The sequence below is a fragment of the Burkholderia arboris genome (genome assembly GCF_902499125.1).
Lineage (GTDB): Bacteria > Pseudomonadota > Gammaproteobacteria > Burkholderiales > Burkholderiaceae > Burkholderia > Burkholderia arboris.
The window spans coordinates 140,236-160,426 of sequence record NZ_CABVPX010000003.1; the positions used below are offsets into that span (position 1 = coordinate 140,236).

At 67.3% G+C, this 20,191-nt stretch carries 22 protein-coding genes; 9 read left to right on the plus strand and 13 right to left on the minus strand.

Translation table 11 applies throughout. The features are described 5' to 3' along the window. Nucleotides 1-38: 38 nt before the first annotated feature. Nucleotides 39-476: a nuclear transport factor 2 family protein gene (locus BLA15945_RS05045; RefSeq protein ID WP_059238483.1), complete on the plus strand. Its 438-nt coding sequence runs from the start codon at nucleotides 39-41 to the stop codon at nucleotides 474-476. Beyond that, nucleotides 473-1,879, plus strand: a complete 1,407-nt coding sequence (locus tag BLA15945_RS05050) for an MFS transporter (RefSeq protein WP_174991667.1) — start codon at nucleotides 473-475, stop codon at nucleotides 1,877-1,879. Before BLA15945_RS05045 ends, BLA15945_RS05050 begins: the two co-directional genes overlap by 4 nt. A gap of 59 nt (nucleotides 1,880-1,938) precedes the next feature. On the opposite strand, the gene trhA is transcribed toward BLA15945_RS05050, so the two are convergent. The 3 genes from trhA to BLA15945_RS05065 all read right to left on the minus strand — a co-directional run bounded on the left by trhA (nucleotide 1,939) and on the right by BLA15945_RS05065 (nucleotide 5,042). Continuing rightward, entirely contained in the window at nucleotides 1,939-2,559 is a 621-nt protein-coding gene (gene trhA, locus BLA15945_RS05055) for a PAQR family membrane homeostasis protein TrhA (RefSeq protein WP_174991668.1), read from the minus strand. Between the two features lie 185 nt (nucleotides 2,560-2,744). Further along, nucleotides 2,745-2,951 carry a YbdD/YjiX family protein gene (locus tag BLA15945_RS05060; protein WP_006480280.1) on the minus strand — a complete coding sequence of 69 codons (207 nt, stop codon included), beginning with the start codon at nucleotides 2,949-2,951 and terminating at the stop codon, nucleotides 2,745-2,747. A gap of 12 nt (nucleotides 2,952-2,963) precedes the next feature. Next, nucleotides 2,964-5,042 carry a carbon starvation CstA family protein gene (locus tag BLA15945_RS05065; RefSeq protein WP_059238477.1) on the minus strand — a complete coding sequence of 693 codons (2,079 nt, stop codon included), beginning with the start codon at nucleotides 5,040-5,042 and terminating at the stop codon, nucleotides 2,964-2,966. 272 nt (nucleotides 5,043-5,314) lie between these two features. Here BLA15945_RS05065 and dapF point away from each other — a divergent pair, with 272 nt between their 5' ends. Further along, nucleotides 5,315-6,139: a diaminopimelate epimerase gene (dapF, locus tag BLA15945_RS05070; protein ID WP_174991669.1), complete on the plus strand. Its 825-nt coding sequence runs from the start codon at nucleotides 5,315-5,317 to the stop codon at nucleotides 6,137-6,139. 219 nt (nucleotides 6,140-6,358) lie between these two features. On the opposite strand, the gene BLA15945_RS05075 is transcribed toward dapF, so the two are convergent. The 4 genes from BLA15945_RS05075 to BLA15945_RS05090 form a co-directional block, all read right to left on the minus strand. Next, nucleotides 6,359-6,787 (minus strand): PRC-barrel domain-containing protein, encoded by a 429-nt coding sequence (locus BLA15945_RS05075; protein ID WP_174991670.1) that lies wholly within the window; start codon nucleotides 6,785-6,787, stop codon nucleotides 6,359-6,361. A 146-nt stretch (nucleotides 6,788-6,933) separates the two neighbouring features. Next, nucleotides 6,934-7,101, minus strand: a complete 168-nt coding sequence (locus tag BLA15945_RS05080; RefSeq protein WP_174991671.1) for a hypothetical protein — start codon at nucleotides 7,099-7,101, stop codon at nucleotides 6,934-6,936. Nucleotides 7,102-7,132: 31 nt separating this feature from the next. After that, a complete protein-coding gene (locus tag BLA15945_RS05085; RefSeq protein ID WP_059238468.1) occupies nucleotides 7,133-8,263 on the minus strand; it encodes a 3-deoxy-7-phosphoheptulonate synthase in 1,131 nt (376 codons plus the stop codon). Between the two features lie 188 nt (nucleotides 8,264-8,451). Then, nucleotides 8,452-9,768, minus strand: coding sequence for a lipase family protein (locus BLA15945_RS05090; RefSeq protein ID WP_059238466.1), 1,317 nt, complete (start codon nucleotides 9,766-9,768; stop codon nucleotides 8,452-8,454). 403 nt (nucleotides 9,769-10,171) lie between these two features. Between BLA15945_RS05090 and BLA15945_RS05095 the strand changes: the two genes are divergently transcribed. Genes BLA15945_RS05095 through BLA15945_RS05105 form a run of 3 tightly spaced genes read left to right on the plus strand, consistent with a single transcriptional unit; the run spans nucleotide 10,172 to nucleotide 12,442 of the window. Then, nucleotides 10,172-10,726, plus strand: coding sequence for a hypothetical protein (locus BLA15945_RS05095; protein ID WP_174991672.1), 555 nt, complete (start codon nucleotides 10,172-10,174; stop codon nucleotides 10,724-10,726). Nucleotides 10,727-10,754: 28 nt separating this feature from the next. Continuing rightward, nucleotides 10,755-11,177: a hypothetical protein gene (locus BLA15945_RS05100; protein WP_059238462.1), complete on the plus strand. Its 423-nt coding sequence runs from the start codon at nucleotides 10,755-10,757 to the stop codon at nucleotides 11,175-11,177. Then, a complete protein-coding gene (locus BLA15945_RS05105; protein WP_174991673.1) occupies nucleotides 11,177-12,442 on the plus strand; it encodes a hypothetical protein in 1,266 nt (421 codons plus the stop codon). Before BLA15945_RS05100 ends, BLA15945_RS05105 begins: the two co-directional genes overlap by 1 nt. Before the next feature lie 90 nt (nucleotides 12,443-12,532). Here the strand turns inward: BLA15945_RS05105 and BLA15945_RS05110 are convergent, their stop codons facing one another. Continuing rightward, nucleotides 12,533-13,243 (minus strand): YceH family protein, encoded by a 711-nt coding sequence (locus BLA15945_RS05110; RefSeq protein ID WP_059238460.1) that lies wholly within the window; start codon nucleotides 13,241-13,243, stop codon nucleotides 12,533-12,535. 398 nt (nucleotides 13,244-13,641) lie between these two features. On the opposite strand from BLA15945_RS05110, the gene BLA15945_RS05115 reads away from it, so the two are divergent. Then, nucleotides 13,642-14,403, plus strand: coding sequence for an SDR family oxidoreductase (locus BLA15945_RS05115; RefSeq protein ID WP_059238458.1), 762 nt, complete (start codon nucleotides 13,642-13,644; stop codon nucleotides 14,401-14,403). 16 nt (nucleotides 14,404-14,419) lie between these two features. Here the strand turns inward: BLA15945_RS05115 and BLA15945_RS05120 are convergent, their stop codons facing one another. The 3 genes from BLA15945_RS05120 to BLA15945_RS05130 are packed head-to-tail and all read right to left on the minus strand — an operon-like array spanning nucleotide 14,420 to nucleotide 16,850. Then, a complete protein-coding gene (locus tag BLA15945_RS05120) occupies nucleotides 14,420-15,124 on the minus strand; it encodes an MOSC domain-containing protein (RefSeq protein ID WP_174991674.1) in 705 nt (234 codons plus the stop codon). Beyond that, nucleotides 15,121-16,017, minus strand: coding sequence for a dihydrodipicolinate synthase family protein (locus tag BLA15945_RS05125; RefSeq protein ID WP_059238454.1), 897 nt, complete (start codon nucleotides 16,015-16,017; stop codon nucleotides 15,121-15,123). The genes BLA15945_RS05120 and BLA15945_RS05125 overlap by 4 nt, the downstream gene beginning before the upstream one ends. A gap of 50 nt (nucleotides 16,018-16,067) precedes the next feature. Next, nucleotides 16,068-16,850, minus strand: a complete 783-nt coding sequence (locus BLA15945_RS05130) for an aldolase (RefSeq protein WP_174991675.1) — start codon at nucleotides 16,848-16,850, stop codon at nucleotides 16,068-16,070. A gap of 134 nt (nucleotides 16,851-16,984) precedes the next feature. Between BLA15945_RS05130 and BLA15945_RS05135 the strand changes: the two genes are divergently transcribed. Continuing rightward, entirely contained in the window at nucleotides 16,985-17,527 is a 543-nt protein-coding gene (locus BLA15945_RS05135) for a helix-turn-helix domain-containing protein (RefSeq protein WP_048246144.1), read from the plus strand. 30 nt (nucleotides 17,528-17,557) lie between these two features. Continuing rightward, nucleotides 17,558-18,295 (plus strand): histidine utilization repressor, encoded by a 738-nt coding sequence (gene hutC, locus BLA15945_RS05140; protein WP_174991676.1) that lies wholly within the window; start codon nucleotides 17,558-17,560, stop codon nucleotides 18,293-18,295. 98 nt (nucleotides 18,296-18,393) lie between these two features. Here the strand turns inward: hutC and BLA15945_RS05145 are convergent, their stop codons facing one another. After that, the gene (locus BLA15945_RS05145) at nucleotides 18,394-19,242 is read right to left on the minus strand and encodes a phytanoyl-CoA dioxygenase family protein (protein ID WP_174991677.1); all 849 of its coding nucleotides are present in this window, start codon (nucleotides 19,240-19,242) and stop codon (nucleotides 18,394-18,396) included. Nucleotides 19,243-19,273: 31 nt separating this feature from the next. Continuing rightward, on the minus strand, nucleotides 19,274-20,077 hold the full coding sequence (locus BLA15945_RS05150) for an ABC transporter substrate-binding protein (protein ID WP_059238446.1): 804 nt from the start codon (nucleotides 20,075-20,077) through the stop codon (nucleotides 19,274-19,276). Nucleotides 20,078-20,191 lie beyond the last annotated feature (114 nt).

Consider the following 20,191-nt stretch of genomic DNA (forward strand, 5'->3'; position numbering starts at 1 on the left):
CAGTGGGTTTCCGTTATCGACGCTTCCGGAAACCCGCCATGACACCCGCAGACACCGACGCCGACGCCCGGCGCATCCATGAAAACTGGCACGCGGCCGTCGTCGCCCGCGACCTCGACGCGCTGATGGCGCTGTATGCCGACGACGCGGTGCTCGAAACGCCGCTCGTCGTCGTCACGCTGCCCGCGCACGGCTCCGGCGTGCTGCACGGCAAAGCCGCGATCGGCGAATTCTTCGCGGCCGGCCTGCGCAATCCGGGCAGCCGGCTTGGACGCTGGTACCGGACCGGACTGTTCTTCTCGAACGGCCGCCAGCTGACATGGGAATATCCGCGCGCCACACCGGACGGCGATCAGGTCGATCTCGTCGAAGTGATGGATCTGCGCGACGGGCTGATCGCGCATCATCGCGTGTATTGGGGATGGGTCGGCTTTCTCGCGCTGCGGGCCGCCACGCCGTCGCCCGGCCGCGCATGACGGCCGCCGCGCCGGACCGGGCCGCCGCCCGTCGCGTGCTCGCCGCGACCTGCGTGAGCTACACGCTCGTGCTGCTCGACGCGTCCATCGTCAACGTCGCGCTCACCGACATCGCACACACGTTCGGCAGCCATGTGGCCGGCCTGCAGTGGATAGTGAACGCTTACACGCTCGCGTTCGCAAGCCTGCTGCTGACGGGCGGCACGCTCGGCGACCGGTTCGGCGACCGCACGGTCTATGTCGCCGGGCTCGCGGTATTCGTCGTCGCGTCGGCGCTGTGCGGCATCGCGCCGACCCTCCCGGCACTTGCCGCCGCCCGCGCGTTGCAAGGCGTCGGCAGCGCGATGCTGGTGCCCTGCTCGCTCGCGCTGATCAACCGCGCCTTCCCCGAGCCGGCCGCGCGCGCGTCGGCGATCAGCCTGTGGATGGGGTGCGGCGGCATCGCCATGGCGTCCGGCCCGCTGATCGGCGGGCTGCTGATCCACCTGTCCGGATGGCGCAGCCTCTTCTTCGTGAACCTGCCGCTCGGGCTCGCCGGCATCTGGCTCGGCCGCACGGTCGCGCGCGCCGCCGTCGACCGGTCGCGGCATTTCGACTGGGGCGGCCAGGCCGCGGCCATCGTCGCGATCGCGGCGCTGATCGGTACGCTGATCGAAGGCCCGTCGCTCGGCTGGCGCTCGGCGCCGATCGTCGGCGGGGCCGTGACGAGCGTCGCCGCATGGATCGCGTTCGTCGCGATCGAAGCGCGACGCCGCGAACCGATGCTGCCGCTCGCGTTCTTCCGCAACCGGTTGTTCGCGGGGTCGACATTCGTGTCGATGGTGTCGGCGTTCGTGTTCTACGGCCTGCTGTTCGTGCTCAGCCTGTTCTATCGGCAGGTTCGCGGCGCGAGCCCGCTCGACACGGGGCTCGCGTTCCTGCCGATGACTGCGATGGTCGCGCTCGGCGGGCTGTGTTCGGGGCGGATCGTGGCACGCTTCGGCGCACGCGGCACGATGTGCGCGGCGTTCGGGCTCTATGCGGCCGGCGCGCTCGGGATGACGGGCATCGGTGCAACGACGCCCGCGTGGCTCGCCGTCGCGCCGATGCTCGCGATCGGCTTCGCGTCGGGATTCATCTCGCCGGCCGCGACATCGCCGGCGCTCGGGACGGTCGACCGGCGCCGCGCCGGCGTGGCGGCAGCCGCGCTGAACGCGGCGCGGCAGAGCGGATCGGCGCTCGGCGTGGCGGACTTCGGCGCGTGCATCGCGACGCTGCAGCCGTTTCCGGCTGCGATGCGGGTAGCGCTGGTCATGGCGATCGCGTTGTCGGCGCTCGCCGCGGCAACGTGGTGGATCACGGCCGGGCGGGCACCGGCAACCGGCGCAACGGCCGCGCACCTGCAAGCCGCCACGCGCCGTTAGCGAATGCGCCAGCCGATGCGCCGCCCGAGCGTGGTCATCGGCTCACCGCCGCGTTCCGGTCACGCGACATACATCGCGACACTGACGAACTGGCACAGGCTGCCGGCCAGTACGAAAAGGTGCCAGATGCCATGCCCGTGGCGGATGCGTTCGTCGTTGATGAAGAAGTAGATCCCCGCGCTGTAGATCAGGCCGCCGGCCAAGAGCCACGCGGTACCGACCGGCGGCAGCGCGTGGATCAGCGGCCGCACCGCGACGAGCGCGAGCCAGCCCATGGCCACGTACAGGATCATCGACAGCAAGCGCGTACGCCGCCCGAGCGTCAACTCCTGCACGATGCCGAACACGGCGAGCCCCCAGCTCACGCCGAACAGCGACCAGCCCCACGGGCCGCGCAGCGTGACGAGTGTGAACGGCGTATAGCTGCCGGCGATCAGCAGGTAGATTGCCGAGTGGTCGCATTTCTGCAGGATCGCCTTCAGGCGCGGGTTGCGCACGCTGTGATACAGCGTCGAGATCGCGTAAAGCAGGAACAGCATCGCGCCGTACACGCTGAAGCTCACCACCTTGTACGGATCGCCTTCGAGCGCGCCCATCGTCACGAGCGCCACGAGGCCTGCCACCGACAGCACCGCGCCGATGAGATGGGAAATACTGTTGAAACGCTCACCGACATGCACGACGTGTTCTCCTGCGGGTCCATCGGGAAAAGAGATAACCCTATGATACCGGCGGCCGGATTTCGCCGTGCTGCGCTCGGGCAAACGGCGACGCGGCCGCTGCGCCGCCGCTCCAAAGAAAAAAGCGCCGCGATCTCCATCGCGGCGCTTCCCTTTCGATTACCGAACGGCTTGAACAGCCCGGTTCAACAGCACTTCCCCGCCCCCGACCCGTACCGCGCATTCTGGCGTTCGCGGAAAAATTCCTCGTACGTCATCGGCTCGCGGTCCGGATGGGTTTCGCGCATGTGCGCGACGTAGGTGTCGTAGTCGGGCAGGCCGACCATCAGCCGCAACGCCTGCCCGAGGTAACGCCCCGCGCTGCGCAGGTCGCTGCCAAGATCGCTGAACATCGCGGCCTCCCCTTAGCGTCCGCTGCCGAGCGCCTGCGCGGCCGGCATCGCTTCGTACGGCGTCTCGCGCACGGTCGGCTTCGACTCGCGGCGCGCGCGCAGCACGGCGATGACGCCGTACACCGCGATCGCCACGACGACGAAGATGAACAACCCGGCCAGCGCCGCATCGATGTAGTCGTTGAAGATGATCCGCTGCATCTGCGCGATCGACTTCGCCGGGGCGAGCACCTTGCCTTCGTCCACCGCGGCCTGCAGCTTCGCGGCGTGCGCGAGGAAGCTGACCTTCGGGTTCGAGTCGAAAATCTTCTGCCAGCCGGCCGTCAGCGTGCAGATCAGCAGCCACGCCGTCGGCACGATCGTCACCCACGCATAGCGCTCGCGCTTCATCTTGAACAGCACGACGGTACCGAGCACCAGCGCGATCGCGGCGAGCATCTGGTTCGAGATGCCGAACAGCGGCCACAGCGTGTTGATGCCGCCGAGCGGATCGACCACGCCCTGGTACAGGAAGTAGCCCCACGCGGCCACGCACAGCGCGGTGGCGACGAGGTTCGCGGGCAGCGACTCCGTACGCTTGAGCGCCGGATGGAACGTGCCGAGCAGGTCCTGCAGCATGAAGCGGCCCGCACGCGTACCGGCGTCGACGGCCGTCAGGATGAACAGCGCTTCGAACAGGATCGCGAAGTGATACCAGAACGCCATCATCGCTTCGCCGCCGATCACCTGGTGCAGGATGTGCGCCATGCCGACGGCCAGCGTCGGCGCGCCGCCCGCGCGCGCGATGATCGTCGTTTCGCCGACGGCCTTCGCGGTCTGCGTCAGCATGTCGGGCGTCAGCACGAAGCCCCACTGCGTGACGGTGTTCGCGACGGCCTCAGGCGTCGAGCCGAGCACGGCGGCCGGCGCGTTCATCGCGAAGTAGATGCCCGGCTCGATCACGCAGGCGGCGACCAACGCCATGATCGCGACGAACGATTCCATCAGCATCGCGCCGTAACCGATGAAGCGCGCGTTGGTTTCGTTGTCGATCAGCTTCGGCGTCGTGCCCGACGAGATCAGTGCGTGGAAGCCCGACACCGCGCCGCATGCGATCGTGATGAACAGGAACGGGAACAGGTTGCCCGACCACACCGGGCCCGTGCCGTCGACGAACTTCGTCAGCGCGGGCATCTTCAGTTCCGGTGCGACGACCAGGATGCCGATCGCGAGGCCGAGGATCGTGCCGATCTTCAGGAACGTCGACAGGTAGTCGCGCGGCGCGAGCAGCAGCCACACCGGCAGCACCGACGCGACGAAGCCGTAGCCGATCAGGATCCACGTGAGCTGCGTGCCGGTGAACGTGAACCACGCGGCAAGCGTCGGCGAATCGTGCACATGCTGGCCGAACGCGATCGACGCCATCAGCAGCACGAAGCCGATGATCGACACTTCGCCGATGCGGCCCGGACGGATGTAGCGCGTATAGACGCCCATGAACAGCGCGATCGGAATCGTCGCGGCGACGGTGAACGTGCCCCACGGCGAGTTGGTCAGTGCCTTCACGACGATCAGCGCGAGCACCGCGAGGATGATCACCATGATCAGGAACGCGCCGAACAGCGCGATCACGCCGGGCACCGTGCCAAGCTCCATCTTGACGAGATCGCCGAGCGAGCGGCCGTCGCGGCGCGTCGAGATGAACAGCACGATGAAGTCCTGCACCGCGCCGGCGAACACGACGCCGGCCAGGATCCACAGCATGCCGGGCGTGTAGCCCATCTGCGCGGCGAGCACGGGCCCGACGAGCGGGCCGGCGCCGGCAATCGCGGCGAAGTGATGACCGAACAACACGTACTTGTTGGTCGGCACGTAGTCGAGGCCGTCGTTGTACTTCACCGCCGGCGTCATTCGCAGCCCGTCGAGCTGCATGACCTTGCTGGCGATGAAACGGCTGTAGAAGCGATACGCGATCAGATACACGCAGACTGCGGCGATCACGATCCAGAGGGCACTCACGCGCTCGCCGTGTGCGAGTGCGATCGTCCCGAACGAGAACGCGCCGAGCAGCGCGACCGCGATCCAGAGCAGGGTACTGGAAGCCCGATTCATGGCGTCTCCTGGTCTCCAATGTGGTTTTAGATGGCATGCGGCGAGGGTGCCGCACACGCGTGACGTCGATGCGTCGTGCCACGGTCTCGCTGAGACCGGGGCGATGGGCCGTAGTATTCCGCGCGACCGGGGCCGCTTACAAGCGGATAACTACGTATGCGGGGCTACGTAGAATTACGTAGACACCGGTTGCGTGTGCATCGTCCGGCGCGCGATTGATCGCGGCCGGCGAGCCACGTACAGTATTCGCCTGCCTCCATGCCGGAACCGCCATGCCGATCGGATTTCAGAAGATGCACGCAAACGGCGATGACTTCGTCATCGTCGACCTGCGCGGTCAGGATCACGTGCCGCGCATCGACCGCGACCTCGTGCGACGCATGGGCGACCGGCATAACGGCATCGGCTTCAACCAGCTCGCGGTGATGTCGGACTGCGACGACGCGGCCGCGCGCGTCGCGTTCTGGAATCCCGACGGCTCGACGCTCGATACGTGCGGCAGCGCGACACGCGGCGTCGCGTGGAAGCTGATGCGGGAAACCGGTACGGCGTCGGTCTTGCTGCGCACGAATCGCGGGCGCCTGCTGTGCGCGCACGATACGCACGGGTTGATCAAGGTCGAGATGGGCGCGCCGCGTGTCGGCTGGCAGGACGTGCCCGTCGCCGAAGCGGTCGATACGCTCGCGCTGCCGCTGCCCGGCGCACCGGCCGCGTGCAGCATGGGCAATCCGCACTGCACGTTCTTCGTCGACGCGGTCGATGCGCTCGACCTCGAAGCGTTCGGCCCGTCGATCGAAACGCATCCGCTGTTTCCGCTGAAAACCAACGTGCATGTCGTGCAGGTCATCGACCGTTCGCACATTCGCCTGCGCATCTGGGAGCGCGGCGGCAGCGTGCCGCTCGGTTCCGGCTCGTGTTCGTGCGGCGCGGTGGTCAACGGCATCCGGCGCGGGCTGCTCGACGATACCGTGCGGGTGACATGCGACGGCGGCGACGTCACCGTTCAATGGGATGGCGCCGGCAGCGTGTTCCTGAGCGGGCCGGTTGCGTTCGGGTTCGGCGCGGTGTGGGTGGACGGGGAGGCGGCGGCGAGCTGATCGCCGGTGTGTGCGGCATTCATGGCGTGTTGCGGATCACCGCGCCGATTCGCGCACGATGCGCAACCGCGTCGCCATCGATCGTCGAGACAATTCGTCCGGCGCCATGATGCGACGCCATGCCTCCGCCGTTTCGCGCCGACCCGCATGGCGATCGACGGCCGGCGATCGCCAGCCCGGGCGCAATGCGCGCCGGGCTGCGATACATCGAATCGATGCTCAGTGCTTGTCGTCGAGCTTCTTCGGCTTCGGCGGCGACGGCACCTTCGCGTACTGGAACGCGGGCGTCGCCTTCAGCGCGTCCTTCGTCGCGCCCGGCAGGTAGATGTTGCCGTTGCGCACGTCGAGCGACGCGATCGGCACCGCGACGCCGTGCGCGGCCACGCCAAGGAACCCGCCCGCCGACACGATCGCCGCCGACACCGAGCCGTCCGGCGCGACGATCAGGTCGCGCACGGTGCCGACCTTCTTGTTTTCGTCGTTGTAGACGGCCTTGCCGAGCACGCTCTTCTTCACGCTCCAGCCTTCGAGCAGCGCCTGCGATTGCTCGACGGTCACGCTGAGCGGCTGGGCGCCGGCGATCTGCGCGTGCGCGCTGACGCTCGAGGCGAGGATGGTTGCTGCGATGAGGGTCTTGTAGAAAGCCATGCTGTTATGCACTCCGGTGAATTGTTGTCGGTATCGGCGGACGGCCTCTCCGCCTCCGTATGCGCGACACATCGCACCGGCCCATGTTAGCGCCACTCGCACAATGCTGCATCGAACACGATGACGCAGCCCGCGCGATCGCAGCATTACGGACAACGCAGCAAATCGCAAACCTGCACGAATTCAGGCAGATAGCGTGCGCGATTGACTGCCGGTGCGAGGTAGTCCGGCGCGCAGGTCTTCGTGTTGCCGGACGTCGGCACGGCCGCCTGATGCACGATTTCGTCGGTGAGCGTGCCCCAGTGCTCGCACATCACGGCGGGCCGTCTGCCTTGCCGCTGCCGGTCACGCGTTTCGCGAATACACGCGCCGATGCCGCACCGCCTCCGCCAGCACGTCCAGCACCGGCTCCGTCTGCGTCCAGCTCAAACACGCGTCGGTGATCGACACCCCGTACTTCAACGGCACGCCCGGCTTCAGATCCTGCCGCCCCGCCTCGAGATGGCTCTCGACCATCACGCCGACGATCCGGTGCTCGCCCTGCGCGAGCTGCCGCGCGAGATCCTGCGCGACGTCGATCTGCCGCTCATGCGACTTGTTCGAGTTCGCGTGCGAGCAGTCGACCATCACCTGCTCGCGCAAGCCGGCCTTGCGCAGCACCGCGCAGCACGCCTCGACATGCTCGGCGTCGTAGTTCGGGCCGTTCTTGCCGCCGCGCAGGATCACGTGCGCGTCGTCGTTGCCGCGCGTCTCGAAGATCGCGGCCATCCCCATCTTCGTCATCCCCATGAACGCATGGCTCGCGGCCGCGGCGACGATCGCGTCGGACGCGACCTGCACGCCGCCGTCCGTGCCGTTCTTGAAGCCGATCGGGCAGCTCAGGCCCGACGCGAGCTGCCGATGGCTCTGGCTCTCCGTCGTGCGCGCGCCGATCGCGCCCCACGCGATCAGGTCGGCGATGTACTGCGGGCTCAGCAGGTCGAGGAATTCGGTCGATGCCGGCAGGCCGAGCGCATTGATGTCGAGCAGCAGTTGCCGCGCGGCGCGCAGCCCCTCGTTGATGCGGAAGCTGCCGTCGAGGCGCGGATCGTTGATGTAGCCCTTCCAGCCGACCGTCGTGCGCGGCTTCTCGAAGTAGACGCGCATCGTGATCAGCAGGTCGTCCTTCAGCGCATCGGCCGCGACCTTCAGGCGGCGTGCGTATTCGAGCGCCTGGTCGTGATCGTGGATCGAGCACGGGCCGACGACGAGCAGCAGCCGGTCGTCGCGGCCGTGCAGGATGTCGCCGATCGCGCGGCGCGTGTCCTCGACGAGCGTCTGCGTGCCGGCCGGCACCGGCAGCTCGTCCAGCAGCAGCGCGGGCGAAATCAGCGGGCGCACGGCGCCGATGCGGACGTCGTCGATACGCGTGGTGTCCTGCGTCGCGTCGGCGCTGCCTACCTCGCGATCATGGGAAGGATTGTCGAGGTTCTGCATGGTGATTCTCCGGGGGACGTCTGGAATGATGGGCAGGCTCGATTATGGCACCCGGAGGCGGCAGCAGCGGGTTACCGTGCGCGCATGCGGGTGGCGACGGCGGCGGTCATGCGGCCGGCACGAGACCCGCAAAGAAAAAGGCGACCCGTCGCGGGTCGCCCGGCCATTCGCCGCGTTGCGCGGCGCGTCTAGTGCAGCGTCTCCGGCGCCAGCGAGTTGCTCGGCAGCAGCGACGTCAGCCAGCAATTGCTCGGCGCGGCTTTCCCGTTGAAGCGGTCGTAGAGCCAGGGCAGCATCCCGGCCACCCACGGCACGATCGCGCCTGCATGTTCCAGCGGATACTCGTTGTACGTGACCCGTGTGCCGCTCGCGCAAAACTTCTGCGCGAGTGCGCGCACGTCGTACGCGAGCATCACGCCGTCGCCCACCTGGCTGCTGAAGGTGCCGTCCAGCGCGCCCGCGGTGCCCTGGCCGATGAACATCGGGATCGTCGGCGACGCGGCCAGCCCCGCATTCACCTTGTTCGCATACGTCACGTACGCCGGAATGCTATTGATGTCGTTCGCGTATTGCGGCTTGAACAGCGTGCTCCAGTGCAGACCCGTGTACTTCGGCAGGATGTACGCGAGCGACTGGTTCTGGATGTCCTTGAACACGGCGACGCCCGTATCGCTGAGATACGGCGTCAGGTCGAAGTTGTAGCCGCGCGACAACCCGGCCAGCGCGGCCGCGGCCACGCCGCCCCACACGATGCTGCCGTCGACATAGCGCAGGTTGTGCGCCGGGTCGACCAGCACGCCGCCCTCCGCCGCGCCAACGAGCTGCTTGTTGATCTCGGGCGCATAGCTCGGCGCGAGCTGCGCGGCCCAGTTCGTCGCGATCGCGCCGCCGGAGTAGCCGATCATCGCGACCTTGCTCGACGGATTCAGGCCGGTCGACGGCGTATTGAGCGCCGCGCGGATCGAATCGAGCGTCGTCATCCCGTATTCGGGGCCGGCCGCGAAGTCGGCCGTCTGGCCTTCCGTATCGGGCACGATGATGTTGTAGCCGAGCAGCAGCAGCGTCGACAGCGGAATCGATTCCGCGCTGTAGAGCAGCGTGCCGATGTTGATGATCTTGGTCACGTCGCGGTCGCCGGCGATCACCTGCGACGGCTCGTCGTACGGGTTCAGCGAATCGTAGGCCGACTGGTACGAGATGGCCTGGCCGTTGCTGACCTGGCTGCGGATCACCGACGTCACGTTGACGACCGGCTGGTTCTGCGCGTTGTTGGTGCGGTACAGCAGCTGCTGCGCGGTCACGGCGGTCGGAATGCCGGCCACGTGATAGGTGACGTTGCGCGTCTTCAGCACCGTGCCCGGTGGAACCGATGCCAGCGGCGTGGTGCCGGTGTACGTGTAGAACGGATCGGGCACGGTCGGCGCGGCGGCGTTGACCGGCGGTGCGGCAATGGCCAGCGCAGCGCACACGGCGGCCGCGACGGTCATGAATCGTCTGGAGGACATGGGTGGGGGCCCCTGGGATAACCTGCTTTCATCGAAGGAAGTTCGCGGTGTTGCAGACCATCGTGTGCCGCTTCAAAGCCGTTTCCGAGCCATCGACTGTCTCCTGTGATTGAATAATCCGGCTTGTTCTGAATCTGTAATTTTAGTAGGAGTACAAACCGGATTAATTGAAGCACAACGAGAACGCAATCGAAGGGCGTTTTCCATTGTTTGAAGGTAAACGTCTAAACCCGCCGTCGCACGATGCGGGTCGCGTCGGCCATTCGGCCGACTGTCCTCGCTTTGCCGAAGTGCCGTACGATCACGGCTGTCCGGTGCCGAAGCGGCCGCGTCGTGCGACGCCGGTCGCGCCGCACGCCGTCTGCCAGCAACCGATCGTTCCCTGCCCGACCGACACGCCACGATGACCGTCTCCGAACTGCTCCGCGCCATCCGCCAACCGTATGCCGACCTGCTCGCGAAAGCGGCTGCACAACCGGCCATGATCGTCGAACCGGCCTACCGGCGCCCCGACGGCACGCTCGCCACCGAAGGGCCGCTCGCGCTGCCGTGCCGGGCCGACATCATCGCGACCGAAGGCGAATCGGCCGGCCAGCCGACGATGGTCGATTCCGCCGCGCAACTGGCGTTCGAGCCGCTGGCGTTCAACCTCGAAACGGCGGCCGTGTCGATCCGTCCGTTCGTATGGGACTGGGCCACGATCGAGGCCGATGGTCTCGACGAAAGCGCGGCGGCCGATGCGTTCAAGACGTGGTTCTTCGCGTGGTTCGACGTCGACGACGAGAACACGCCGGCCGAAGACGGCCTGCATGGCATCGTTCATTATTTGTCGGAACCGGTTCGCACGGAACAGGGGTGGCGCGTCAATGCGGATCTCGGCTCCGCGCCCGAGACGGCCGTCGAGGATCTGCTTTTCCGGCTCGTCGACGCGGGCGCTTCGCGGATCAGCGTCGGTTGACGCACCGCTTCATTTCTCTCGCTCCATCATGAAAAAAGTCCTCGCAGCCGTGCTGCTCTGCGTGTCGCTACCGGCACTCGCCAAGGTGTCCACCGACGTGTTCTGCTTCCGGTCGGACGGCGACAAACCCGTGCGCTTCGAGATGCGCACCTATTATGACGATGCGGTCAAGTGGTCGGGCGGCATGGTCCGGTATGCGCAATCGAAAACGGCCCTGCCGCTGGTGATCGAGCACGAGGAGGACGAAGTGCTCGACGAAAGCCGTCCGCACCAGTACACGACGACCTGGGTCGAAGTGGTCGGCGGCAGGATCAACGGGCGCTACGAAATGATGACCCAGGGCGCGATGGTCTATTCGATGACCTACACCAATGCGCGCACCGGCAAGCAGACGGCGTTCGGCCGCGCGCTGGATGTCGACGCATCCGAACAGACCGGGTGCCGCTGGTGATGCGCCCGCTGATCCGAATCGCGGGGTTGCTGGCCGCGCTGCACGCGGGCTTCGCCAATGGCGCGCCGCGCGCCGTCTACGAAGGAACGCTGCAGGGCGCCGGCACCGTCGTCATGGAGCTCGACGATCACCCTTCCAAGGACGGTTCAATCTCCGGCCGCTACTTCTATGCGCAGCACGGCGTCGATATTCCGCTGCACGGCACGCCCGCGCAACTGATCGAACCGCTCGTGCGAACGCAGTTGCCGGACGATGCCCGCAGTCCATTGGGATTCCGCGAGCAAGCCGATTTCGATCATGCTGCGGCCACCTGGCAGGGCACGCGGGACAAGGCCGGCTATCGCGGCCGCTGGACCGATGCACGCTCCGTCAAAACGCGCAGCTTCACGCTGCGACGCATCGCTGAATACGATCCCGACGCGGTTGCGCCCGGCTCCGTCGAAGCCGTCACCAACAGCATCGCCGGCGGCGTCGGCAGCGGTATCGCAAGCGGCGTGGCCATCGACATGCGGCAGGCGCCTTATGCCACGCTGAAGCTTGCCGGGCACGCGGAGCCGGCTGGCCCCGAGATCGGAGACGGCACCGTCGCGTACCGAATGTGGCGCGACCCGCGCACGAAGCTCATGTATCCGCGTCTGAGCCGCCATCCCGATCCAGCGGTCATGGCACGGGTCAACCTCCTGCTCGAACAGCAGCACTGGCAGATGAATCTCGCCGCGCTCGAATGCGCGTCGACCCGCTATTCCGACGACGGGCCGGCCGCCGGTTCGCTCGGCGGCTACGACGACGAACAGGTGACGGTCACGTGGCTGTCACCTGCGGCACTCGGCATTGTGGCATCGGGCAGTACGTACTGCGGCGGCGCTCATCCAAACAATCACTACGATCCGGTCACGTTCGACCTGCTGCGTGGTACGTACCTCGATTGGAATCGCGTGATCGACGCGGCTACGGCAGGCAAGGACGGCGACCCGGGAACGAGCCCCGCGCTGGTGAGTTTCATTACGCAGTTGCGCGACAAGGCAACACACGGTCAGCAAGTGACGGACGGCGAAGGCGATTCGCTGTCGTGTGCCGACGTGTTCCCGCAGTATCTGACGTTCGAGCTCGATGCGCCCGGCAAGCTGTCGTTCGTCGTATCCGGAATCGGTCATGCGATGGGCGCCTGTCTCGGGCCACAACTCGATGTGCCGTTTGCGGCGCTCGCGCCGATCCTGAGACCGGACGGCGCACGCTATCTGGTACCGGGCGTCAAGCTGAAGTAACGCGGCGGCGCAGCCGGTATCCGCAGCGCGCTCCGGCCCGGCCGCGTGGCGACGGGGCCGGGCGATGCACACGCACCGCAGGCGCTCGTGTCAGGACGCGTCGCCTTGCGCGTCGACGTCGATGCCCAGCTCGCCGGCCATCCGCAGGACCAGCGCATTCAGCCGCGCCACGTCATCCACGAGGCGCTTCTGTTCGGCCTTCAGCGCTTCGAATTCCGAAGGCGGCACCGAATCCGCGCCGCCGCCGGCCTCCGCGCTTGCGAAGTCCGCGATGTTCACTTCACCGCACATCAGGTGCATCCAGCGGTTCTCGCGCGCCCCCGGTGCACGCGGCAGCCGGATGACGAGCGCCTGCGAGCGTGCCGCGAGTTCGTCGAGAAACGCCTCGACCGACGAGATATCCGCGAAGCCGTGCAGGCGCGCGCTGTTCAGGCGCAGTTCGGCGGCCGTCTGCGGGCCGCGCAACAACAGGATCGTCAGCAGCGCGATCGCCTGGCTCGGGATACCGAGCACGCGGTTCATGTTGTGCTCGAAACGCGGCACGCGGCTGCTGCTGCCCTCCATCACGAGGCTCAGGCGCTTCAGTTCGTCGAGCGCGGTCGTGACCTCGTCCTCGCTGACACTCATCACGGGCAAGCGCGCGGTTTTCTGGTTGCAGCCCGCGGTCAGCGCGTTCAGCGACAGCGGGTAAGTATCCGGCACAGTGTGCTGTTTCTCGACGAGCACGCCGAGAATGCGGGCCTCGAGGGGCGTGAGTTCGCGAAGGGCGCGAGGCGTAGGCGTATCCGGCGTGGTGTTCATGAGTGGCGTCGCAGCGTGCAGCAGGTGAAGGGAAACGATCGCGGCCCGTCCGGCATCGCGCACGGGCGAGCCATATGATAGCTCGCGGCGCGCGGCCCGGCTCCGCTCGCTGCACCGGCGCGCGCACTTGCCGCAGCGCGCTCTTGTCCAACCTATCGGGCCGCCCGGTGCCGCGCGGCGATGCGTGTGCGCGGCGGCGCACGTTCACCCGTCACGTGCGCCCCGGCGTTTGCGCGACGCGCATGCCGGCGCTACGATATGCGTTCGTTCCGATATCCGCGGCGCCGCGCGCCACCGTCTTCGCGCGCCGGCTCCACGCATCGCCCGTCCTTATCGTGCTGCCGCCGCGCATGCACTCCGCTCGTCAACATCGTTCCCCCCATCACCGGTTCACCGCCATGACTGCATCCTCTACCGCGCACGTGCGCGCCATCGTCACCGGACATACTCGCGGCCTCGGCGCGTCGCTCGCCGAACAACTGCTGCTGGAAGGCATCGCCGTGCTCGGCGTGTCGCGCAGCCGTCACCCGTCGCTCGGTTCGCAAGCCGGCGACCGCTTCTCCGAAGTCGAACTCGACCTGTCCGACTCCGCGGCAGTCGCGACCTGGCTCGCCGGCGATACGCTACGCGGCTTCGTCGACGGCGCATCGCTCGTGCTGCTGTTCAACAACGCAGGCATCGTCGATCCGATCGGTCCGCTCGCCGCGCAAGACCCGGCGATCGTCGCCCGCGCGGTCGGCCTGAACGTCGCAGCGCCGCTGATGCTGTCGGCCGCACTCGCACAAGCGGCTTCGGCCACGACCGAATGCCGGATCCTGCACCTGTCGAGCGGCGCAGCCCGCAACGCATACGCGGGCTGGAGCATCTACTGCGCGACCAAGGCCGCGCTCGATCACCATGCGCGCGCGGTCGCGCTCGACGCGAACGGCGCGCTGCGAATCTGCAGCGTCGCGCCGGGCGTCGTCGATACGGGCATGCAGGCCACGATCCGCTCGACCAGCGACGACAACTTCCCGATGCGCGATAAATTCGACCAGTTGAAGTCGAGCGGCGCGCTCGCGACACCCGAGGCAGCCGCGCGTCAGCTGATCGGCTATGCGCTGAGCGACGCATTCGGCGCCGAGCCGACGGCCGACGTGCGGAACCTGCCGGCCCGATAAGCCGCGGCGCGGCCCGTCAACCTTCGAGCCGCTTCGTCCAGTCTTCGACCTGCCGCTCCGTCCGGCGCTTTTCAAGCATCTTGCGCCAGCCGGGCGGCAGCAACGGCACATCGCACAGCGCATCGAGCGCGGCCATGTCGAGCGTGCGCCGGTACAGCACATCGAGCACCGCCGACAGCGACCATTGCGGATACGGGCGCGCGTGCAGCGTCAGACCATCCCCCGCCTCGACCCAGCCTTCCTGCAGCACGCGGTAATACCAACCGGTCCGGCCGCTCTGCTGCACGAGCGCGGCCATCCTCGGATGATCGAAGCGTGCGTTGAGTTTCCAGCACGGCTGCCGCGACTGCGACACCTGAAGCGCCGTACCGCCCAGCGTGAACACATCGCCGAGACAGACGTCGCGCTCGGTCACGCCGTGCGTCGACAGGTTCTCGCCGAACGCGCCCGGCTGCGCGAGCACGCGGCGCGCGCCGATCTGCTCCGACCACCACGCATAGTGGTCGTGTGCATAGTGGTGGACCGCCTTGTCCGGGCCGCCGTGATGCCGCGCATCGGCCTGTTCGTCGCCGGCGAAGCCGAGCGCGCCCAGCCATAGGCGTGCATCGACCGGCTGCTTGTCGATCGCGCTCGCATGCGGCGTGCCGGCCAGCGGCCGGCTCGTGCCGACGCGCACCGCGCCGATGGCGGCCGCGATCGCCGGCCGTGCGTCTTCGCTCATGCCGTCACACCGTCCGGCAATGCTGCAAGCAAGCGTTCGAGTTCGCGTGTGCGTGCTTCGCCAAGCGGCAGCAGCGGCTTCCTCGGCTCGCCGGCGTCAAAGCCGCGCAGCCGGAGACCGGCCTTCACGGTCACCGGCAACCCGCCGTTGACGATGAACTGCAGCAACGGCAACTGCGCGTGAAACACCGCCCTGGCACGCGCCAGATCGCCCGTCCGCATCGCGTCGACCAGCGCCAGCGGCAACGCGGCATTCAGGTTCGGCGCGGCCGTGCACCATCCGGCCGCACCGGCGGCCAGCGCGGCGAGCGCCATCGGATTGCTGCCGTTGTAGAACGGGATCGTCCCGTCGCTCAACTGCGCGAGCCGGTGCATCCGGCCGATGTCTCCGGTACTCTCCTTGACCATCGTCACGTTGTCGACGCTCCGGCAGATCGTCGCGATCAGGTCAGGCAGCATGTCGACGCCGCTCGTCGCCGGGTTGTTGTACAGCATGATCGGGATGCCGATCGCGTCGCCGATCGCGCGGTAGTGCGCGACGATCTCGTCGTTGCCGAGCTTCCAGTACGACACCGGCAGCACCATCACCGCATCGGCGCCGGCCTGCTCGGCGAAACGTGCACGGCGCACCGCACCCGCCGTGGTGAGGTCGGAAATCCCGACGACGGTCGGCACGCGCCGGCGCACCGCGCGAATCGACGCGGTGGCGACGGCCTCCCATTCGGCGTCGGACAGGTATGCGCTTTCGCCGGTACTGCCCAGCGGGGCGATCGCGTGAACGCCGTCGGCAATGAGTCGCTCGATCAGCGCGTCGAGCGTTTTCAGGTCGACGCCGCCATCAGCGGCGAACGGCGTGACCGGGTAGGCAATGATGCCTTGCAGCAGGATGGACACGATGTGTATTCCTCAATGATTGTCTGACAAGGTGGAAACGACGCACGCATTCACGCGACGCAGTCCCGATGTGTACGCAACGCGCGGCGCGCGTAGTAGTCGAACGTCACCGCATCGCGCTTCGGCTTCGAGATCCAGTCGTGCGCTTCCCTCGCCAGCGCGGGCGGCACCGGCTTGATCTCGCCGGCCGACATCGCGAGCAGTTGCAGTTTCGCGGCCCGCTCGATCAGCAGCGCGAGAATGCAGGCCTCTTCGATGGTCTTGCCGGCCACGAGCTGGCCGTGATGCGACAGCAGGATCGCGCGCTTGCTGCCCAGCGCCTTCGAGATGATCTCGCCCTCCTCGTTGCCGACCGGCACGCCCGGCCAGTCCTTCAGGAACGCGCAATCGTCGTACAGCGGGCAGGTGTCCATGTGCGACACGACGAGCGGCTGCTCGAGCATCGACAGCGCCGCGACGTGCGCCGGATGCGTATGGATGATGCAGTTCACGTCCGGGCGCTCACGGTAGATCCACGTATGGAACCGGTTGGCCGGGTTCGGAATCCCTTCGCCGTCGACCACGTCGAGATCCTCGTTGACGTGCAGCAGGTTCGCGGCCGAGATCTCGTCGAACCCGAGCCCGAGCCGCTGCGTGTAATACGTGCCGGCGTCGGCCGCACGGCAGGTGATCTGTCCGGCCAGGCCCGAGTCGTGACCGGCGTCGAACAGGATCCGGCACGTGAGCGCGAGCTTCTGCCGCGCGGACCAGCCGCTGTCGCCCACTTCGCTCTCAAGCCGCCGCTCCGCCAGCGCGACCAGCGCTTCCTTCGTCAAATGCAGCGTTTCCGCCATGTTCGCCTCCTGATTGGATCGGGTCTGCCGCGCCGTCCGCGGCCGTTTCCCCGGCACCACGTGACACACGATACACCACAGGACACTTTGTGTCATGCGTTACAATCGGTTTTTCGAAGGACACCTGGCGCCCCATGACGATTCGCCTGAAGCTGCTCAGAAAACAGAAGGGCTGGACGCTCGATGTGCTGGCCGACGAGACGGGCCTCACCAAGAGCTACCTGTCGAAGGTCGAGCGCGGCCTGAGCGTGCCGTCGATCGCGGTCGCGCTGAAGCTGTCGAAGGCGCTGAACGTCGACGTCGAGCAGCTGTTCTCGGAAAGCCACAACCGCGAGCTGATCACGGTCACGCGCGCCGGCGAGCGCACGGCGATGGGCGCGGCGGCCGACAGCCACGCGCACCGCTTCGAAAGCATTGCGGCCGGCGTCGCGCCGAAGAAGATGCTGCCATTCGTCGTGCACCCGCCGCACGAATTCGTCGCGTCGACGTTCCGCGAGCACGAGGGCGAGGAATTCCTGTTCGTGCACAAGGGGCGCGTCGAAATCGAATTTCCGAACGAGACGGTGCAACTCAAGACCGGCGATTCAGTCTATTTCAACGCACTCATCCCGCACCGCACGCGCAGCCTCGGCACCGCGCAGGCGGAGATCCTGGTCATCGTCAGTCACGACGACTAGCCTCGTCACTTCTTCGCGCAAGGATCCCCGATGGTCACGAAGGCCACCGCCCCGTTCCAGCAGATCAAGACGCTCGTTCGCCAGAACGTCGAGTCCGGCGACTGGCGCCCCGGCGATCGCATCCCGTCCGAGCTCGATCTCGCCGCGCAGTTCGGCGTCGCGCGCATGACGGTCAACCGCGCGCTGCGCGAGCTGACCGAGGAAGGCGTGCTCAAGCGCATCGCGGGCGTCGGCACTTTCGTCGCCGAGGTGAAGCCGCAGTCGAACCTGCTGATGATCGCGCACATCCGCGACGAAATCCGCGCACGCGGGCACGAATATCGCTGTCGCGTGCTGAGCCGGTCGAGCGAGCCTGCGTCGTTCGACGTTGCGGCCGCGTTCGGCCTGGCGGTCAACACGCCGGTCTTCCATGTGGTGTGCGTGCATGAGGAAAACGGCCGCCCGATCCAGCTCGAGGACCGCTACGTGAACCCGGCCGCCGCGCCCGGCTTCATCGACCAGGATTTCCAGGCCGAGCCGCCGTCCGAGTACCTGTTCAACAACGTGTCGCACTACGAACTGGAAATCGAGCACGTTGTCGACGCGTCGCTGCCGACCGCCGAGCAGGCGCGCCTGCTCGACATGCGCGCCGACGAGCCGTGCCTCACGCTCACGCGCCGCACCTGGACGGACGGGCTGCCCGTCACGTTCGTGCATTTCCTGCATCCGGGCAACCGCTACCGGCTCGGCTCGCGCTTCAAGCCGGGCGCCGGGCGCCACCCGACCTGACCGTTCGTCATCCGCAACAAGCACCGGGCGGCCGTTTCGTGATGAAACGGCCGCCGTGTTCGTGATGAAACGGCCGCCGTGTTCGTGACCGGCGCGGCTCAGATCGCGCCAACCTGCCCCGCGCCGCGCGACCACACGACCGGAAACAGCGGGTGGTCGAGCGTTGCGCCGTCGGCCAGCTGCTCCGCGAGCCCGGGGAAATCGGGCGACGTCTTCCAGCGGCGCGGCGCGTGACGGACATCGTCGCCGACGAAGCGGATCGAGAACGCTCGCCGGCGGTTCTGCGTCCCGCCCGACGCGTGCAGCGTCAGCATCCGGAAACACACCATGTCGCCGGGCTCGAGCGCCCAGTGGCGGATCGGGAACGCCGCGCGATCGGCTTCGATGTCGGGCAGGTCCGCGAGGCTGCCTTCGGGAAACCACTTCGCCTCCTTGTCCATGAACGTGCGCGGCATCAGCCACGGCCCGCGATGCGAGCCCGCGACGAACTCCAGCGTCGATTCGAGCGGCACCGGATCGACCGGAATCCACATGCTGACGTTGTCGTCGCCTTCGATGTTGTAGTACGGCTGGTCCTGGTGCCACGGCGTGCGCTGCCGCGTGCCGGGCTCCTTCACGAGCAGGTGGTCGTGATGCAGCCGCACGTTCTCGGTCCCCATCAGCGCGGCGGCGACCGACGGCGCCGGCGAGCGCACGATGAAATCGCGATACGCGTCGTTGTGCTGCCAGTTGCAGAAATCCTCGAAGAACCAGCCCGGATCGTCGGGCCGGCTCGCCACTTTCGCGCGTTCGCTCGGCTGCGCGAGATTCGTATCGATGCCGGCCCGCAGCGCGGCCACTTCGTCGGGCGAAAAGATGCCCTTGATGCAGACCGCACCTTCCTCGCGGAACGCGGCGATCAGTTCGGGCGTCACGGCTTGCGCGACGCGATCGTGGATACTCGTCATGGTGTGCCTGTCGATGGAATGAGTCACGGAATCACGGTGCCGAAGTCAGCTGCTGCTTCGTGCCGTAGATGTCGAAGTCGAAGTATTTCGCGGCGATCTTCTGATATGTGCCGTTCGCGCGGATCGCGACGATCGCGTCGTTCAGCCGCTTCTTCATGTCGGCGTCGCCCTTGCGCACGCCCATCGCGACGCCGTAGCCGGTGATCCGCACGTCGGTCACGTCGGGGCCCGCGAACGCGTAGCCCTTGCCGCGCGGCGTCTTCAGGAACGAGTAGCCGGCCTGCGTCTTGTCCTGGAACGTCGCGTCGAGGCGGCCGTTGACGAGATCCTGGTACACCTGGTCCTGATTCTGGTACGAGACGATCGTCACGCCCTGGGTCGCCCATTCGGCCTTCGCATACGCCTCCTGCGTCGTGCCCTGGTCGATCCCGATGCGCTTGCCCGCGAGCGACGCGGCGGTCGGCAGCAGCTTCGAGCCGACCGGCGCAACGAGCGCGCCCGGTGACGCATACAGCTTGTTCGAGAAGTCGATCTGCTTGAGCCGCTCGTCGGTGGCCGTCATCGCGGACATGATCACGTCGAACTTGCGCGCGCGCAGCGCCGGAATCATCCCGTCGAAGCCCTGCTCGACCCACACGCACTTCGCATGCAGTTGCTCGCAGATCGCATTGCGCAGGTCGATGTCGAAGCCGGCGAGCGACCCGTCGGGCTGCTTCGCCTCGAACGGCGGATACGTGGGGTCGATACCCCAGCGGATCGTCGACGTGTCCTGGGCGAACGACACGAGCGGCGCGAACGCCAGCGCGGTAACGAGGAGCTTTGCAGTGCGGTTCATGGCGTGTCCTTGAAGGTCTCGACGCGGCGGGCAGCGCCGGCGTCCGGTGGTGGGCGCCGCGCCGGGACGCCGGCACGGTGCGCGAAAGACGGGACTTCGATGAAACTGCGATGC

What these genes read in the sequence shown, in the direction of transcription:
- BLA15945_RS05045 (WP_059238483.1), top strand. Translation starts at nt 39, where the DNA reads ATGACACCCGCAGACACCGACGCCGACGCCCGGCGCATCCATGAAAAC.
- BLA15945_RS05050 (WP_174991667.1), top strand. Translation starts at nt 473, where the DNA reads ATGACGGCCGCCGCGCCGGACCGGGCCGCCGCCCGTCGCGTGCTCGCC.
- BLA15945_RS05060 (WP_006480280.1), bottom strand. Translation starts at nt 2,951, where the DNA reads ATGTTCAGCGATCTTGGCAGCGACCTGCGCAGCGCGGGGCGTTACCTC.
- BLA15945_RS05065 (WP_059238477.1), bottom strand. Translation starts at nt 5,042, where the DNA reads ATGAATCGGGCTTCCAGTACCCTGCTCTGGATCGCGGTCGCGCTGCTC.
- dapF (WP_174991669.1), top strand. Translation starts at nt 5,315, where the DNA reads ATGCCGATCGGATTTCAGAAGATGCACGCAAACGGCGATGACTTCGTC.
- BLA15945_RS05075 (WP_174991670.1), bottom strand. Translation starts at nt 6,787, where the DNA reads ATGGCTTTCTACAAGACCCTCATCGCAGCAACCATCCTCGCCTCGAGC.
- BLA15945_RS05080 (WP_174991671.1), bottom strand. Translation starts at nt 7,101, where the DNA reads ATGTGCGAGCACTGGGGCACGCTCACCGACGAAATCGTGCATCAGGCG.
- BLA15945_RS05085 (WP_059238468.1), bottom strand. Translation starts at nt 8,263, where the DNA reads ATGCAGAACCTCGACAATCCTTCCCATGATCGCGAGGTAGGCAGCGCC.
- BLA15945_RS05090 (WP_059238466.1), bottom strand. Translation starts at nt 9,768, where the DNA reads ATGTCCTCCAGACGATTCATGACCGTCGCGGCCGCCGTGTGCGCTGCG.
- BLA15945_RS05095 (WP_174991672.1), top strand. Translation starts at nt 10,172, where the DNA reads ATGACCGTCTCCGAACTGCTCCGCGCCATCCGCCAACCGTATGCCGAC.
- BLA15945_RS05100 (WP_059238462.1), top strand. Translation starts at nt 10,755, where the DNA reads ATGAAAAAAGTCCTCGCAGCCGTGCTGCTCTGCGTGTCGCTACCGGCA.
- BLA15945_RS05105 (WP_174991673.1), top strand. Translation starts at nt 11,177, where the DNA reads ATGCGCCCGCTGATCCGAATCGCGGGGTTGCTGGCCGCGCTGCACGCG.
- BLA15945_RS05110 (WP_059238460.1), bottom strand. Translation starts at nt 13,243, where the DNA reads ATGAACACCACGCCGGATACGCCTACGCCTCGCGCCCTTCGCGAACTC.
- BLA15945_RS05115 (WP_059238458.1), top strand. Translation starts at nt 13,642, where the DNA reads ATGACTGCATCCTCTACCGCGCACGTGCGCGCCATCGTCACCGGACAT.
- BLA15945_RS05120 (WP_174991674.1), bottom strand. Translation starts at nt 15,124, where the DNA reads ATGAGCGAAGACGCACGGCCGGCGATCGCGGCCGCCATCGGCGCGGTG.
- BLA15945_RS05130 (WP_174991675.1), bottom strand. Translation starts at nt 16,850, where the DNA reads ATGGCGGAAACGCTGCATTTGACGAAGGAAGCGCTGGTCGCGCTGGCG.
- BLA15945_RS05135 (WP_048246144.1), top strand. Translation starts at nt 16,985, where the DNA reads ATGACGATTCGCCTGAAGCTGCTCAGAAAACAGAAGGGCTGGACGCTC.
- hutC (WP_174991676.1), top strand. Translation starts at nt 17,558, where the DNA reads ATGGTCACGAAGGCCACCGCCCCGTTCCAGCAGATCAAGACGCTCGTT.
- BLA15945_RS05145 (WP_174991677.1), bottom strand. Translation starts at nt 19,242, where the DNA reads ATGACGAGTATCCACGATCGCGTCGCGCAAGCCGTGACGCCCGAACTG.
- BLA15945_RS05150 (WP_059238446.1), bottom strand. Translation starts at nt 20,077, where the DNA reads ATGAACCGCACTGCAAAGCTCCTCGTTACCGCGCTGGCGTTCGCGCCG.